Origin of the sequence: Ruegeria profundi, from assembly GCF_049800715.1 — a bacterium.
Lineage (GTDB): Bacteria > Pseudomonadota > Alphaproteobacteria > Rhodobacterales > Rhodobacteraceae > Ruegeria > Ruegeria profundi_A.
Map to the genome: position 1 here is coordinate 109,398 of NZ_JBNAFO010000003.1, position 14,787 is coordinate 124,184.

The 14,787-nt window shown below is 59.5% G+C and carries 15 protein-coding genes; 8 read left to right on the top strand and 7 right to left on the bottom strand.

Going from position 1 to position 14,787, the window contains the following annotated elements:
- Window positions 1-172 precede the first annotated feature (172 nt).
- Window positions 173-859, bottom strand: coding sequence for a response regulator transcription factor (locus ACP15L_RS06685; protein ID WP_170375588.1), 687 nt, complete (start codon window positions 857-859; stop codon window positions 173-175).
- Between the two features lie 162 nt (window positions 860-1,021).
- On the opposite strand from ACP15L_RS06685, the gene ribA reads away from it, so the two are divergent.
- Both ribA and ACP15L_RS06695 read left to right on the top strand, forming a co-directional pair.
- On the top strand, window positions 1,022-2,116 hold the full coding sequence (gene ribA / locus ACP15L_RS06690; RefSeq protein ID WP_425083579.1) for a GTP cyclohydrolase II: 1,095 nt from the start codon (window positions 1,022-1,024) through the stop codon (window positions 2,114-2,116).
- A complete protein-coding gene (locus ACP15L_RS06695) occupies window positions 2,113-2,613 on the top strand; it encodes a L,D-transpeptidase family protein (protein WP_425083580.1) in 501 nt (166 codons plus the stop codon). Before ribA ends, ACP15L_RS06695 begins: the two co-directional genes overlap by 4 nt.
- Here ACP15L_RS06695 and ACP15L_RS06700 read toward each other — a convergent pair.
- Together ACP15L_RS06700 and ACP15L_RS06705 are read right to left on the bottom strand one after the other, a co-directional pair.
- The gene (locus ACP15L_RS06700; RefSeq protein WP_425083581.1) at window positions 2,597-3,256 is read right to left on the bottom strand and encodes a YggS family pyridoxal phosphate-dependent enzyme; all 660 of its coding nucleotides are present in this window, start codon (window positions 3,254-3,256) and stop codon (window positions 2,597-2,599) included. The genes ACP15L_RS06695 and ACP15L_RS06700 overlap by 17 nt on opposite strands.
- 103 nt (window positions 3,257-3,359) lie before the next feature.
- Window positions 3,360-4,472 carry a porin gene (locus tag ACP15L_RS06705; RefSeq protein WP_425083582.1) on the bottom strand — a complete coding sequence of 371 codons (1,113 nt, stop codon included), beginning with the start codon at window positions 4,470-4,472 and terminating at the stop codon, window positions 3,360-3,362.
- A 282-nt stretch (window positions 4,473-4,754) separates the two neighbouring features.
- On the opposite strand from ACP15L_RS06705, the gene ACP15L_RS06710 reads away from it, so the two are divergent.
- From ACP15L_RS06710 to holA, 4 genes are all read left to right on the top strand, one after another.
- A complete protein-coding gene (locus ACP15L_RS06710; protein ID WP_170493328.1) occupies window positions 4,755-5,240 on the top strand; it encodes a DUF3576 domain-containing protein in 486 nt (161 codons plus the stop codon).
- A gap of 73 nt (window positions 5,241-5,313) precedes the next feature.
- Window positions 5,314-7,866, top strand: coding sequence for a leucine--tRNA ligase (leuS, locus tag ACP15L_RS06715; RefSeq protein WP_425083583.1), 2,553 nt, complete (start codon window positions 5,314-5,316; stop codon window positions 7,864-7,866).
- Window positions 7,853-8,356, top strand: a complete 504-nt coding sequence (lptE, locus tag ACP15L_RS06720) for an LPS assembly lipoprotein LptE (RefSeq protein ID WP_425083584.1) — start codon at window positions 7,853-7,855, stop codon at window positions 8,354-8,356. Before leuS ends, lptE begins: the two co-directional genes overlap by 14 nt.
- Entirely contained in the window at window positions 8,353-9,381 is a 1,029-nt protein-coding gene (holA, locus tag ACP15L_RS06725) for a DNA polymerase III subunit delta (RefSeq protein ID WP_425083585.1), read from the top strand. The genes lptE and holA overlap by 4 nt, the downstream gene beginning before the upstream one ends.
- On the opposite strand, the gene ACP15L_RS06730 is transcribed toward holA, so the two are convergent.
- Window positions 9,378-10,556: a TIGR03862 family flavoprotein gene (locus tag ACP15L_RS06730; RefSeq protein ID WP_425083586.1), complete on the bottom strand. Its 1,179-nt coding sequence runs from the start codon at window positions 10,554-10,556 to the stop codon at window positions 9,378-9,380. The two genes, holA and ACP15L_RS06730, sit on opposite strands and share 4 nt — an antisense overlap.
- A 46-nt stretch (window positions 10,557-10,602) precedes the next feature.
- Here ACP15L_RS06730 and ACP15L_RS06735 point away from each other — a divergent pair, with 46 nt between their 5' ends.
- Complete coding sequence (locus ACP15L_RS06735) at window positions 10,603-10,899, top strand: HNH endonuclease (protein ID WP_425083587.1); 297 nt, start codon at window positions 10,603-10,605, stop codon at window positions 10,897-10,899.
- Window positions 10,900-10,998: 99 nt separating this feature from the next.
- Here ACP15L_RS06735 and ACP15L_RS06740 read toward each other — a convergent pair whose 3' ends face one another.
- The 3 genes from ACP15L_RS06740 to ACP15L_RS06750 are packed head-to-tail and all read right to left on the bottom strand — an operon-like array spanning window position 10,999 to window position 13,081.
- Entirely contained in the window at window positions 10,999-11,742 is a 744-nt protein-coding gene (locus ACP15L_RS06740; RefSeq protein WP_425083588.1) for a VOC family protein, read from the bottom strand.
- Entirely contained in the window at window positions 11,733-12,341 is a 609-nt protein-coding gene (locus ACP15L_RS06745; RefSeq protein WP_425083589.1) for an enoyl-CoA hydratase/isomerase family protein, read from the bottom strand. The genes ACP15L_RS06740 and ACP15L_RS06745 overlap by 10 nt, the downstream gene beginning before the upstream one ends.
- Window positions 12,338-13,081, bottom strand: a complete 744-nt coding sequence (locus tag ACP15L_RS06750) for an SDR family oxidoreductase (RefSeq protein ID WP_425083590.1) — start codon at window positions 13,079-13,081, stop codon at window positions 12,338-12,340. Before ACP15L_RS06750 ends, ACP15L_RS06745 begins: the two co-directional genes overlap by 4 nt.
- Window positions 13,082-13,220: 139 nt before the next feature.
- Between ACP15L_RS06750 and ACP15L_RS06755 the strand changes: the two genes are divergently transcribed.
- On the top strand, window positions 13,221-14,741 hold the full coding sequence (locus tag ACP15L_RS06755; protein WP_170638223.1) for a DUF2125 domain-containing protein: 1,521 nt from the start codon (window positions 13,221-13,223) through the stop codon (window positions 14,739-14,741).
- Window positions 14,742-14,787: the final 46 nt, after the last annotated feature.

Sequence of the window (14,787 nt, forward strand, 5' to 3'; positions counted from 1 at the left end):
GCCCGCAACCTAGGCATGAGCGATCGCGAACGCGCTCAACGAAAAAAAGCCGGGCCATCTGGCCCGGCAGTCCAACAGGGAGGTACATGTCATTACCCGGACATGCACGGGTTGGGAGTAACCTAATTATGACTTCAGGGTATCACTTTGATCCAAATCAATCCATAGGCGATCAGGATACCAGTCGATATCCACCTGACTCTGTGACCAAAAGGCGCGCATTTGACGGGTCAGGCTCGATTTTCTGGCGCAGACGGTAGATGTGCGTCTCAAGCGTGTGGGTCGTAACACCCGCGTTGTAGCCCCAGACCTCATGCAGCAGGACATCGCGCGCCACCACGCCATCGGTCGAGCGGTAGAGGAACTTGAGGATGTTGGTTTCCTTCTCGGTCAGACGGATTTTCCGGTCTTCCTCGGTGATCAACATCTTCATGGCAGGCTTGAACGTATAGGGGCCAAGCACAAATACGGCGTCTTCCGACTGTTCATGCTGGCGCAACTGGGCGCGAATGCGGGCCAGCAGAACCGGGAATTTGAACGGCTTGGGAACATAATCATTGGCACCGGCATCAAGACCCAGGATCGTGTCGGCATCGCTATCATGGCCCGTCAGCATCAGGATCGGGCTTTTGACACCCTGTTTGCGCATCAGGCGGCACAGTTCTCGACCGTCAGTGTCGGGAAGACCCACATCCAGAATCACGAGGTCATAGATCGCTTCGCGCGCGCGCTCCATCGCGGACGCTCCATCAGAGGCTTCGAACACGTCGAAATCCTCAGTCATCACAAGTTGCTCGCTGAGCGCCTCGCGCAGGTCCTCGTCATCATCCACCAATAGGATTTTCTTGAGCTGAGCCATTCTTGGGTCCTCCAAAGCCTTTCCCATCACTTGCGTGTGGAATATGCAATCAACAAGATTTACTGCAACCGTCTCACGCCTTCGTGTCAGACGCAGCGGAAATGTTTCACAATTCCAGCCGAAAGCGCTAGGAAAAGGGTCGAACGTTATAGGGTAACATAGATGAGTCTCATCCCCGATATCACCGAATTGCTGGCGCGCGCGCGGGCTGACCTGCGGATGGGCGTGCCAATCGTGCTGCTGGATGACAATGGCGGCAGCGTTCTGGCCATCTCGGCCGAGACGATCACGCCCCAGCGACTGGCCGATCTGCGCAGTTTGGGTGGGACACCTGTGGTGGCCATCACTGGGCGACGGGCGGAAACGCTAAAAGCACGCGCTTACGATGGTGATTTGGCACGGGTGTTGATCCCAGCAGATGCTGACATGGCATGGGTACAAGCCGTAGCGGACCCATCGGACGATCTGAATGCGCCGATGAAAGGCCCGCTGATGACCGAAAGGCAGGGCAATGCCAATCTGCATCGCATTGCCATCGCTCTGGCCAAATCCGCCCGATTGCTGCCTGCTGCCGTGGTGCTTCCAGTCGAAGACGGCCGCAATTTTGTGGCAACCCACGGATTGACCTGCATCGATCACACACGCGCCGCGCCGCATCTGGCAGATCGCAGCGCCCTACACCCGGTTGTCGCCGCGCGCTTGCCGATGGAAGTGTCCGAGGCCGGTCGGTTGCACGTTTTCCGCCCCGAAGACGGCGGGGAAGAGCACTATGCGGTCGAGGTCGGGCGACCGGATCGCAGCAAGCCCGTCTTGGCTCGGCTTCATTCGGCCTGTTTTACCGGCGACATCATGGGCAGTCTGAAATGCGACTGCGGCCCTCAGCTGCGCGGCGCTCTAGCCCAGATGGGTGCCGAGGGCGCCGGAGTTTTGCTCTACCTGAATCAGGAAGGGCGCGGAATCGGGCTGGCCAACAAGATGCGCGCTTATTTCTTGCAGGATCAGGGCTTTGACACGGTCGAAGCCAACCACCGCCTTGGGTTTGAAGATGATGAGCGCGATTTCCGCCTCGGGTCGGATATTCTGAAATCGCTGGGCTTCAGCTCTGTCCGGTTGCTGACCAACAATCCTGCGAAGATCGCCATGATGGAGCGCACTGGAATCGCCGTCGCAGAGCGGGTTCCGCTGAAGGTCGGGGAAACCGCGCATAACCGCGGATATCTTGAGACCAAGGCCGCGAAATCCGGGCATTTGCTGTGACACCCGCAGACTTGGTGCTGACCCCCCGGGGTATTCGGTTCCGGGGACGGTCCTTTCCCTGCTCAATCGGAAAAGGCGGGCGGAGCACCGCGAAACGCGAAGGCGATGGCGCCACGCCAGTCGGTGTTCATCGCATGGTTGGAATGCTCTACCGCGCGGATCGGATATCGGCGCCTGCGTCATGGGCCATTCCAATCGGCCCGCAAGACCTGTGGTCGGACGATTCGAAAGACAGTCGTTACAACCAACTGGTCACTGCCCCCTATCCGTTCAGTCATGAACGGTTGCGTCGCGCGGACCCTCTCTATGACTTGGTGCTGCTGACCGATTGGAACTGGCCGAATGCGGTGCCGAACAAGGGCTCGGCAATCTTCCTGCACCAATGGCGGAGACCGGGTTACCCGACCGAAGGCTGCGTCGCCTTCCGCCGCGATCATCTGCGCTGGATCGCCGAGCGGATCACACCCGGCACCCGCCTGATCATTCCTGAGGTCTGACCCGTTCGCCAAAGATGGCCGAGCCGACGCGCACATGGGTGGCCCCCAGCGCAATCGCCTGTTCGAAATCGCCGCTCATACCCATTGAAAGACCCTTGAGGCCGTTTCGGGAGGCAATCTTCGCCAGCAAGGCAAAATGCAGCGCGGGTTCTTCCTCGACCGGCGGGATGCACATCAGACCGCGTATGGGCAGGTCCAGCGCCCGGCATTCTGCAATGAACCCATCCGCATCTGCGGGGAGGATACCGGCCTTCTGTTCCTCTTCCCCCGTATTGACCTGGATGAAGAGGTCTGGGCAGGACCCCAGCTCCTGCGCCAAGCGCGCCAGAGTTTTGGCCAGTTTCGGGCGATCGACCGAGTGGATAGCGTCGCAAAGCTCCATCGCCTGACGGGCTTTGTTGGTTTGCAGCGGGCCGATGAGGTGAAGATCAACGCCTTCGAATTGCTCCTTGAACGCGGGCCATTTACCGGCCGCTTCCTGCACGCGGTTCTCTCCAAAGCACCGGTGGCCTTGCTCTAGCACATCCTGCACACGCTCATTTGGCTGTACCTTGGATACGGCGATCAGCTTCACCGACCCGGCAGCCCGCCCTGCTTTGGCTTCGGCTTTTGCGATACGGGCGGAAATCTCTGACAGCGACATGATGATCCTCAAATCTGGTTTGCAGCGAGACAAACACCAAGTCGGCGCAAAAGAAAAGGGCGGGTCCGAAGACCCGCCCTAGAACCGTGTGGTTCAGATCAACTTAGAAGTTGAACTGGACGCCCAGGTCAGCAACCGTGGTGGTGTCGCCATCACCAACTTTGTTGCTGCCGATGCCGCCGCGCAGCGATACACCGCCGCCCAGGTCGTAGATTGCACCAAGGCCGAAGGCCTGAGTGTCAAACTCGGCGCTACCGTCACCATACGAGAACAGGATCTGAGTCGCTGCGCCCAGGTTGTAGCCAGCCGACAGACCCCAGAAGGTGTCGAATACCAGATTGTCCGGGTCACCGTCCGAGCTTTCGTCACCGACCAGACCAGTGATGGTCAGATCGCCAAACGTGACGTGACCGGTCAGAACGACCATGTCTGCGTCAGCTTCTACGGTTGTCGCGTTTGCGTCATCGATGACACCGGTCGCGGGATCGTAGTCAGCGATTGTTGCATTCAGGTCGTCAGATTGTGCGTAGCCGATTGCCACACCCCAGTTGCTGCCTGCGTAAGCTGCGCTGATGCCCCACTGTTCGGAATCGCCTGTTTCCCAGACAAAATCGTCCGCAATGATTTCATAATCGTCGCCAGCGTCGTCACCCGAGTACGAAACAGCGACGTTGAAGTCGCCAAAGGTGTAACCAGCGTACACGCCGTTTTCGCCAGCACCAGTCGAGGTGTAAGCGTCAAACGCGAAGTTGGCACCAACGTACTGACCAGTGAACAGTGTCAGGCCAGGTTCAAAACCGTAGTAGTCTTGAAGGTTGTCGATAACGCCGGCAATGTTGCCAACGTCAACACGCAGACCGCCGTATGTGGTGGTGAAGACTGCGCCGTTCAGGCCTGCGGTACCGGCAGAACCGTCAGCATTGTCGTCAGCCTGCAGACGTACACGACCCGAGAAGCCTACGCCGCCGTCGGTTTCTGCGTTCGCGTCGATGTTCAGGCGGAAGCGCGAATCCAGGAACGCATCATCGTTTTCAGTCGTCACGACTGTACGCTCGGTGTCACCACTTGTGGTGTTGGTGTCCGAAACGATTTCAGTGGACGCGTTGTCTTCAATGTACTGAAGACCAAAGCGGCCAAAACCGCTGAAGCTGACTTCAGCTGCTGCAACGCCTGCGGTCGCTACCAGCGCTGTCGTTGCGAGAAGAACTTTTTTCATCTTGTTACCCTCGGTTTCATTTAAGAGTTTTCTACTCGACACATACCTAGGCATGCGTCTCAGCACGGACATCGTTTCGCTTGTTTACCCCCCTTTGCGCAAGCTCAGCCTAAAGAAGCTGACCGCATTGAGGTTGGATTGGTGCAAGGATGCCACAGTCTGCTCAACGCGGATTGGATGTATACACTGGTAATCGAGAAGAATAGGCTTGTTGCGCGCGGTTTGCTTGGCTAGGAGTAGCTCCCAAAGACCGCAATACTAGTGAAATAGGACCAATAGACGATGCGTTTGCCGACGACTTTGGGTTTAATCATTCTGACTGCGACACTGGCGGCATGTGGGCAGAATCGGAGCGTCGTCAACAATCCGGATATTCTATCTACAGGCACGCGCTCGGACGAGCGCGAACTGTCCGATCCCGAACGCACCTCCCTTTGGGATCTTTTCAGTGCCAACAATGCCGAACAGACCACCAACGTAAACCGCTACCTATGGGCGGCGTCGCTAGATGTTCTGAATTTCCTGCCCGTGCAAGAGGTTGATCCCTTTACCGGAGTAATCGTAACAGGTTACGGCACCCCTCCGGGCGGTGGGCGGCAGTATCGCGCCACCGTGCATATAAGTGACCCGGCGCTTGCCGCGCGGTCCCTTTCGGTTGCGCTGCAGTCCAGCGGGGGCTCTCCGGTCAGCGCCGCAACCACCCGCGCGGTTGAGGATGCGATCCTCTCGCGCGCAAGACAGCTACGGATTGCAGACAACAAGTTCTAGCAACCCGATCAAAATCGCTCTAAAGACCACGCCGGGTTCCTACCCGGCGTTTTCAGTTACGAAGGACCGCATGATGTCGCGCTACTCGGCCAGTGAAATCGAAGCAAAATGGCAAGAGGCCTGGGACAAGGCCGGAATCTTCACCGCCGACCACACGGCGGACAAGCCGAAATACTACGTGCTTGAGATGTTCCCCTACCCGTCCGGCCGAATCCATATGGGTCACGTGCGCAACTACACGATGGGCGACGTGATCGCGCGGCACAAGCTGGCGACCGGCCACAACGTCTTACACCCAATGGGGTGGGACGCGTTCGGGATGCCGGCAGAAAACGCCGCGATGGCAATTGGCGGCCACCCCAAAGACTGGACCTATGACAACATCGCCGACATGCGCGGTCAGATGAAGCCTCTGGGCCTGTCGATCGACTGGTCGCGCGAATTCGCCACCTGTGACCCCGAATATTATGGCCAGCAGCAGGCGCTGTTCCTCGATATGCTCGAGGCCGGTCTGGTTTATCGCAAGAACGCCGTCGTGAACTGGGACCCGGTCGATATGACCGTTCTGGCCAACGAGCAGGTCGAAAACGGGCGCGGCTGGCGTTCGGGCGCTTTGGTCGAACGCCGCGAGCTGACTCAATGGTTCTTCAAGATATCGGACTATTCTGAGGAGCTACTGGACGCCCTGGACACGCTTGAAAACTGGCCCGCTAAAGTCCGCCTGATGCAAGAGAACTGGATCGGCAAGTCGCGTGGCCTGCAATTTGGCTTTGAACGCACCGACGGTGGTGAGCCGATCACCGTATACACGACTCGCCCCGACACCCTGCTGGGCGCGTCATTTGTCGGCATCTCGCCAGATCACCCGATTGCCAAACAGCTTGAGGCTGAAAACCCAGAAGTCGCTGAATTCGTTGCTGAATGCCGCAAAGGTGGCACCACCGAAGAAGCGATCGAGACCGCCGAGAAGTTGGGCTATGATACTGGCATCAAGGTTAAGCACCCGCTCGATCCGAATTGGGAACTGCCGGTCTGGATCGCAAACTTCATCCTGATGGACTACGGCACCGGCGCGATCTTCGCCTGCCCGGCCCACGACCAGCGCGATCTGGATTTCTGTCGCAAATACGGCCTGCCCGTGGTCGATACGTTCTTTGCGCTGGACGATGAGTCTCCGGTCGACAAGCTCGCATTCGTTCCGCCAAAAACCGAGAAAGTCCGCTGGGTCAACCATTTTGCGGGTCTGACCGAGGCAACCGGCGAAGAGGCCATCAACGCCACCGTCGATTTTGCCGAAAAGGCCGGTTGGGGCGAAGGTGTCACCAAATTCCGCCTGCGCGACTGGGGTCTTAGCCGCCAGCGCTACTGGGGCTGCCCGATTCCCGTGGTTCACTGCGAAAAATGCGGCACGGTCCCCGAGAAGAAAGAGAACCTGCCGATTGAGCTGCCCTATGATGACGGCAACGGCAAAGCCATCGACTTCTCGATCCCGGGCAATCCGCTCGACCGTCACCCTAGCTGGCGGGATACGCCCTGCCCGTCCTGTGGCGCTCCGGCCAAGCGTGAAACTGATACGATGGACACGTTCGTCGATTCGTCCTGGTACTACGCCCGTTTCACCGCTCCGCGCGCGGAAACCCCGACCGATCTGGCAGAAGCCGAGTACTGGATGAATGTCGACCAGTATATTGGCGGCATTGAGCATGCCATTCTGCACCTGCTCTATTCCCGGTTCTTCGCCCGGGCGATGCAAATCACCGGCCACCTGCCAAAAAAGGCCATTGAGCCGTTCAACGCTCTCTTCACCCAAGGCATGGTCACGCATGAGATCTACCAGACCCGCGACGCTAACGGCCGCCCGGTCTATCACCTGCCCGAGGACGTGACCGACGGTAAATTGGCCGATGGCACCGAGGTCGAGATCATCCCTTCGGCCAAGATGTCGAAATCCAAGAAAAACGTCGTGGACCCAGTCAGCATCATCTCGGCCTTCGGCGCAGATACTGCCCGTTGGTTCGTCCTGTCCGATTCGCCGCCCGAGCGGGACGTGGAATGGACAGCTTCCGGCGCCGAGGCCGCGTTCAAGCACCTGAGCCGTGTGCATCGCATCGCCTCCGAGATCGCCGAATCGAACGTTCCGGCCAAAGGAGAAGACGAAACCCTGCTGCGCGAGATGCACAAAGCGATCCATGATGTGTCGGGTGGTGTCGAATCCTTCGGCTTCAACGCCTCCATCGCCAAGCTTTATGCCTTCACCAACACGCTGGCGAAGTCGAAAGCAGGGACCGAGGCCAAGCGCGAAGCCGCTAAGACTTTGGCACAGTTGATGTCGCCGATGACGCCGCACCTGTCCGAGGAACTCTGGCAGCTACTGGGTGGTGAGGGTCTAGTGGCAACAGCTGCTTGGCCGGTCGCGGATGAGGCGATGCTGGTCGATGACACCATCACTCTGCCGATCCAAATCAACGGCAAACGCCGCGCGGAAATCAGCGTTCCCAAGGATATGCCCAAGGATGAGGTTGAAAAAATCGCGCTCAGCACCGAAGCTGTGCAAAAGGCGTTGGAGGGAGCCGCGCCGAAGAAGGTGATTGTTGTCCCGGGCCGGATCGTGAATGTCGTCGTGTAACCGCAGAAGTTTCTTGTTTGCCCCGCTGGCTGCCTGTTTTCTTGGGGCCGCCTGCGGGTTTGAACCGATCTATGCGCCCGGTGGGGCGGGCTCAGAACTCTTTGGCAAGGTTGAGGTATCGGCCCCGAACACGGTCGAGAGTTACCTGCTGGTTCAAAACCTCGAACAAAAGCTGGGGCGCAGCGCGACCTCAGGCAATGCCTACCGTCTGGATGTCCGTGTTGAGACCGCCGTCCAGGCTGCTGCAATCACGTCCACCAACGAAATCAACCGTTTGTCCATCGACGGGCGCGCCGAATACACGCTGAAATCGAATGAAACGGGTCAGATTTTGGCCTCGGGCGAAGCTACGGATTTCGTGGGCTATTCGGCGGCAGGGTCCACCGTTTCGACCCTGGCGGATGAGCGCGACGCCCGAGAGCGCCTGATGGTGATTCTGTCCGACCAGATCGTCAATCGCCTCTATGCGACGCCGGGCCTGACCTCATGAAGTTGAGCCCGCGCGAGGCTGACGGGTATTTTGCCAGACCGGACGCGGACAAAACCGGGCTTCTGATCTACGGCGCCGACACCATGCGCGTGGCTTTGAAGCGCCAACAGGTGCTGATCGCCTTGCTTGGGGCAAATGCCGAAGAAGAGATGCGTCTGACCCGGATGCCCGGCAGCGATCTGCGCGGCGACCCGGCGCTCTTGCTGGATGCGGTCAAGGCGGTTGGATTTTTCCCCGGTCCCCGCGCAGTGTTCGTGGAAGAGGCAACCGATACCGCCGCCCCCTCGATCCTTGCCGCGCTTGAGGATTGGACCCCCGGAGATGCTCAGATCATTGTGACAGCGGGCCAGCTGAAAGCCAGCTCGAAAATCCGCAAGGCCTTCGAATCGCATCCGGCAGCTTATGCGGTGGGCATCTATGACGATCCGCCCTCTCGGGCCGAGGTCGAACGGATTCTGACCCAAGCCGGATTGCAGAACATCCCGCACGACGCGATGTCGGCGCTGGGAGAGTTGGCGGTCAGCCTCAGCCCCGGAGATTTCACCCAAACGGTCGAGAAGCTGTCGCTGTATAAACGCGGCGACGAGAGCGAACTCAGCCTTGAAGACATCGAAGCCTGCGCGCCCCGCTCGACCGAAGCGGCGCTGGATGATGTATTGAACGTGGTCGCCGAAGGTCGCGCCGGAGAGATCGGGCCGCTGATCCGTCGCCTGCAGGCGCAGGGCACCAATGGGGTGACGCTGTGCATCGGCGCGACCCGGCATTTCCGCACGCTTTACGCCTGTGCCTCAGACCCCGGTGGGGCGGCACAAGGCATCGGCAAACTGCGCCCGCCCGTCTATGGCAAACGACGCGACCGTATTTTGCGGCAGGCTCAAGGATGGGGTGCGCCAAAGCTACAGACGGCGCTGACAGTACTGACAGATACCGACCTGTCGCTGCGCTCGGCCGGACAAACGGCCCCTGCGATGGCCTTGGTCGAACGCGCGATGATCCGGCTGGCGATGCTGGCCCGGTCGCGTTAGCGACTCAGCCAGTCGCCCGCCGACCTTCCTGCCCATCGCCCCGTCGCCAGGCAGGCCGTGAGAAGGTAGCCGCCAGTAGGCGCCTCCCAATCCAACATCTCACCGGCACAGAACACTCCGGGCATCGCGGTTAGCATCAATTCGTCGGTCACAGAAGCGCGCGTGAGGCCTCCGGCGGTTGAGATCGCCTCATCCATCGGGCGCAATCCTGCGTGGCGTACCGGCAGGCCTTTGATCAATGCGGCCACATCGTTGGGTGCGTCTGGAAGGGGCCGGGCAAATTCCATCAACAACGCGGTTCGCACCGGCCCGAGTTTCAGAGCTTTGCGCAGGTGATTGGACAGGCTCATCTTGCCGCGCGGTTTTGCCAGGCGTGCGGCCACTTCTGAGACAGGCAGGTCAGGCATCAGGTCGATCGTCAGGGGCGCGCCCTCTCGCACGGGCTTGCAGATAGAGTAGATACCCCCGCCTTCCAACCCGCGGGCCGAAATCACCGCCTCGCCCCGTGTGCGCTGGGTTCCGGCTTGCAGCGCGACCCCTTTGATCGGCGCGCCGAAATGCGCGGTAATGTGATCCGACCAGTCGACTAAAAGCCCAGCATTTGCGGGTGCAAATGACGCAAGCTGCACACCTTTATCTGCCAGCCATGGCACCCAGGCTCCATCCGAGCCCAACCGCGCCCAGCTGGCCCCGCCCATGGCAAGCACGGTTGCGTCGGGCTGCAGCCGTTGCGGACCATCCGGGGTATCAAAAACCAGCGCTTCCCCCTCCCACCCGGTCCATCGCCAGCGGGTTCGGATCTCGACACCGCGATCAGCCAGACGCGCGAGCCATGCACGCAGCAAGGGTGAGGCCTTCATAACGGTCGGAAAAACACGGCCTGTGGAGCCAGTGAAAAGCTCTTGCCCCAATTTGCGCGCCCAGTTCTGCACGGCCTGCGCATCAAACTCGGCCAGCATCGGGCGCAGCCAGTCTGCGGCTTCATCATACGATTGGATCAGGGTCTCAAGGGGTTCTTCCTTGGTCAGGTTCAGACCCGACTTTCCGGCCATCAGGAACTTGCGCGCAACCGAGGGTTTGGCCTCGGCCACAAGAACCGAGTGACCGACAAGGGCAAGCTGCTCGGCCGCCATCAACCCGGCCGGTCCTGCCCCGATCACCACTGCCTGCGCCATCCTCGCCCTCTTGCCTTCGCCGCCCGCAGGCGCATCATTCCCAACTATGACGAACAGTGATCCGATCTGCCCGCTTTGCGACCGCCCCATTCCCGATGGCGGCGGTAGCCTGCATCATCTGATCCCAAAACTCAAAGGAGGCAAGGGCGGACCAACCGTTCTGCTGCACCAGATCTGTCACAAAGAGGTCCACGCCACCCTGTCCGAGGCCGAGCTGGCACGCAGCTTCAACACGGTCGAGGCCCTGCGCGCCCATCCAAGGCTTGAGAATTTCCTGAACTGGGTGCGCAAACGTCCACCCGGTTTCCGGTCGAAAGTTCCGGGCAAACGGCGCGGGCGCTGATCAGATCGCTCTGCGTTTGATTTGAATCGAAATACACTGCCTCTCCCTGCGGTCGAACGCGCATTTCGATAGCTTTGCGTCAAAAAAACGCAAAACGCGTTAGCTGGGCAGAACCGGATCGCCAAACGCATCCGAAAGTGCGATGGGCAGCCCTTCGACCTCGATCCCCTGATAGTCTGGAACAGGCGCGAATTGGGCTCCTTGCACATGCTGGAACTCGAGCGTCGTGTAGGGCCGCTTCCAGAGCCACTCGCGATTCTCGACCGCCCAAAGGTCAGGATCGGGCGGAGCCTCTTGCGCGAAGGCATAGAAATGCAGGTCAAACCCATAGGCCGCCACATCCTGCATCGACAGAAGCTTCATACCCTGAGCACGACAGAACGCATCCTCGGAGGCGATATCCCCTGTGCGCAAGGTGATCTGACCCACGCGCGCCTCGGCGAACGGGGCCGCAGGGTCGGCGGCATTTTCCGGGCGGTTGCCTTCAAAATCATGCTGCAAAAGCTCAATCACAAAGCCTTCGGGGTCGCTCAGATGCGCCATATACCCAATATCGAGGAACTGACGCGGCTCACTGACAGCATAACCTTTGGCCCGCAGATCCTCGGCGGCCAGATCGACATCGGGCAGAGTGATCCCAATCTTCCAATAGCGATGCCCCTGATCATGGGAATACCCCCTGCCCCCCGGTAGCAGCAACAGATCAGCATCTTCACCGGCATATCCTACACGCCGGGATTCGCCGATTTCCTGCACGGACATACCCAAAACATCCCGATAAAACCCGGCCAGACGCGCCGGATCAGCGACGCGCAGCCTGACTGCGGACAACCTCAGCGACATAGCTCTGCAATCCCCGCTGCGATCTCTGGTTTGGCCGCCAGGCTGTCGGCCACCAGCTCGCGCGCCGTCGGCAAAAGATCGTCCGGCGAGACGATGCGATCCACCAGACCGAACGCATAAGCCTCCTCAGCTGAGATCTTCTGGCCCGACATCAGAATCAACTTGGTACGCGCCGGACCAATCAATGCGGCCATGCGCTTGGGGTCGGAGGGCTGCGGCAAAAAGCCCAGCTTCATCACCGGATAGAAGAACTTGGCCGAAGGCACCGCGATTCGAAGGTCGCAGGCCAACGCCATGCCGTTTGCACCACCCGCCAGCGTTCCGTTCAATGCCGCAACGGTCAAGCATGGCAGCGCCGCGATTGAACCCGACAACCGCTCCCAGACGTCCGAGGTCGCAAGCCCCGCGCGGGCTTCTTCCAGATCAGCACCGGCGCTGAAGACCTTGCCTGCGCCGGTCAGGATCAGGGCGCGAGCCTCGGTTGCGGCCTCAGAAATTTCGGCCAACTCAGTCAGCATCGCGCCTGTCAATGCGTTGGCCTTGCCCGGATTGTTGATCGTGACGGTCCACAACCCGTCTTCCTTGGTCAGTTCGATCACGTCAGGCCGATCCTTTGGCGAATGTCGTCCTGGCGCAGGGAAATTTCGGCCCCCAGGTATTCATCGGCGTCAGAAGAACTCATCCAGAGCAATGCCCGTGCAGGCCAGTCCGCCGGGATGTGAACATCCCAGTCCAGCTGGCTGACGGGGTTGATGCCGCTGGCCTTGATGACACGCTGCATATCGGTTGCCACTGTTCCTGGCGACAGGCCCATGGCGCGGATGCCGTTATGAGCCTCTTCCAGATGCAGACATTCCGTCAGCATCTTGGCCCCGGCTTTCGAGGCGCAATAGTGGCTCCAGGCCTCAACCGGGTTCGAGGCTGCGCCTGAAGAAACGGTTAGAACGGTCCCGCCGCCCGCCGCCCGCATCACTGGCAGAGCGGCACGCATTCCGTAGAAAACACCTTTGAGGTTGATATCAATGGCCTGACTCCAGGCGCTGACATCGGCATTTGACAGGTGAAAGATTGGCTCGATCACACCGGCATTGCCGATCAGAACGTCCAAACCGCCGAAACGCGCGACGCAATCGGCCACCGCTTGTTCGACCTGCGCGAAATCGCTGACGTCGCAGGCCAGTGCCATCGCATTGTCGCCCAACGCAGCCGCAAGCGTATCAATTTGATCATGACTACGGGCCACCAGCGCGACATTCGCCCCCGCTGCGGCAAACACGCGCGCGGCCTCGGCGCCGATTCCACGGCTGGCCCCTGTTATGAGTACTGTTTTTCCCTGCATTTAACGCTCCTCACGTCTTGGGCTGACCTTTGGCTACAGGCGTAACGCGGAAACGGGGAATGGGTCCAGCCCTTGCCCCCTTGACGATGCCTGCCACAAGCCCGACCATGCGCGCAAATTGATCAAGAAGGGTTACCTTATGTCTGTTTTCATCCGCCGCAGCTGTGGCGCCGCTCTGGCCTATGCCGTCGCAACTCAAGGTGCATATGCCGACCTGACTGCAAATGACGTCTGGAACGACTGGCAAGAGTATTTCCGATCCGTAGGTTACACGGTCGAGGGCGAACCCAGCAGTGCTGGCGATGTCATGACCATCAACGATATGACCCTGTCCATGGACTTCCCCGAAGAGGACGGACAGTTCCAGATGACCATGCCCGAGGTCACGTTGACCGAAAACGGCGATGGCACCGTCAACGTCGGCTTCCCCGGTAGCTTTCCGATGGTCATTTCGGGCGGCGTTGAAGATGAAAAGTTCACAGCAAACCTGACCTACAGCCAGACAGATTTGGAAATGGTTGTGTCAGGTGATCCGTCCGACATGACCTATGACTACTCGGCGGCAGCCCTCGGGATTGTGTTGGATTCGATCGAAGGCGGCGACGAGCCAATTCCTGAAGATGCGCTTGAAGGTGGTATCGAATTTACAGGTATGGCTGGCACATCGCGCATGCTGATCGGCGAAAATCGCGAGATCACGCAGACGCTCGACGCCGACCAAATGGCCTATAAGTTCAGCTTCAAAGACCCTGAAACCGGGGAATCGGGGTTGATTGATGGGGTACTGAACGGCCTGACATCCAGCGGCGACAGTGTCCTGCCTTCTGGGTTTGATCTGGCCGACCCGCAGGCACTGTATGACGCAGGCTTCGCCTTTTCCGGCATGGTCGCCTATGGCTCGGGCAAGACAGACATCAGCGGCGTTAGCGAAGGTGAGCAATTCACCATGGCAAGCTCGTCGCAAGGTGGCCGACTTGAGGCCAGCGTAGATGGCGAACGTGTGGCCTATGACCTTGAACAGAATGACGCGAAACTGGCAGTGACCACCGGTGACCTGCCCTTCCCGATCGAGATAGCAATGGCTAAGGCGGGACTGAACCTAGACATCCCAGTGCAAGAATCGGAGGAAGCCGCGCCCTTTGCCTTCGGCCTGAACCTGACCGATTTCACCATGTCTGACGTCCTTTGGAGCATTTTCGACCCGGCGGGCAACCTACCACGCGATCCGGCCACCATTGCGTTGGACACCACCGGCACCGCGAAAGTTCTGTTGAACATCTTCGATCCGGAACAGGCCGCTGCGCTTGAAGAAGAAGGCGAAGTCCCTGCCGAGCTGCATTCGCTGAAAATCAACGAATTGCTGGTCTCGATGGTTGGCGCGCGCTTGACCGGGGACGGTGATTTCACGTTGGACAACGAGAACCTCGACGAATTCGGGATGCCCATTCCGACTGGCGTTGCGAACCTGCAATTGGTTGGGGCCAATGCACTGATCGACAAGCTGATCGGCATGGGCCTGATGTCCGACAACGACGCCTTGGGTGCGCGTATGATGATGGGCATGATGGCTGTTCCGGGTGATGAACCCGACACGCTGAATTCGACAATCGAATTCACTGAAGACGGTCAGATCAAGGCCAATGGTCAGCGCATTAAGTAATGATATCCGGGAGGGCCGCTAGTGATCGGCCCTCCCACACAATACC

What these genes read in the sequence shown, in the direction of transcription:
- ACP15L_RS06685 (WP_170375588.1), bottom strand. Translation starts at nt 859, where the DNA reads ATGGCTCAGCTCAAGAAAATCCTATTGGTGGATGATGACGAGGACCTG.
- lptE (WP_425083584.1), top strand. Translation starts at nt 7,853, where the DNA reads ATGTCGTCGTGTAACCGCAGAAGTTTCTTGTTTGCCCCGCTGGCTGCC.
- ACP15L_RS06730 (WP_425083586.1), bottom strand. Translation starts at nt 10,556, where the DNA reads ATGGCGCAGGCAGTGGTGATCGGGGCAGGACCGGCCGGGTTGATGGCG.
- ACP15L_RS06705 (WP_425083582.1), bottom strand. Translation starts at nt 4,472, where the DNA reads ATGAAAAAAGTTCTTCTCGCAACGACAGCGCTGGTAGCGACCGCAGGC.
- ACP15L_RS06755 (WP_170638223.1), top strand. Translation starts at nt 13,221, where the DNA reads ATGTCTGTTTTCATCCGCCGCAGCTGTGGCGCCGCTCTGGCCTATGCC.
- ribA (WP_425083579.1), top strand. Translation starts at nt 1,022, where the DNA reads ATGAGTCTCATCCCCGATATCACCGAATTGCTGGCGCGCGCGCGGGCT.
- ACP15L_RS06700 (WP_425083581.1), bottom strand. Translation starts at nt 3,256, where the DNA reads ATGTCGCTGTCAGAGATTTCCGCCCGTATCGCAAAAGCCGAAGCCAAA.
- ACP15L_RS06735 (WP_425083587.1), top strand. Translation starts at nt 10,603, where the DNA reads ATGACGAACAGTGATCCGATCTGCCCGCTTTGCGACCGCCCCATTCCC.
- ACP15L_RS06710 (WP_170493328.1), top strand. Translation starts at nt 4,755, where the DNA reads ATGCGTTTGCCGACGACTTTGGGTTTAATCATTCTGACTGCGACACTG.
- holA (WP_425083585.1), top strand. Translation starts at nt 8,353, where the DNA reads ATGAAGTTGAGCCCGCGCGAGGCTGACGGGTATTTTGCCAGACCGGAC.
- ACP15L_RS06750 (WP_425083590.1), bottom strand. Translation starts at nt 13,081, where the DNA reads ATGCAGGGAAAAACAGTACTCATAACAGGGGCCAGCCGTGGAATCGGC.
- ACP15L_RS06740 (WP_425083588.1), bottom strand. Translation starts at nt 11,742, where the DNA reads ATGTCGCTGAGGTTGTCCGCAGTCAGGCTGCGCGTCGCTGATCCGGCG.
- leuS (WP_425083583.1), top strand. Translation starts at nt 5,314, where the DNA reads ATGTCGCGCTACTCGGCCAGTGAAATCGAAGCAAAATGGCAAGAGGCC.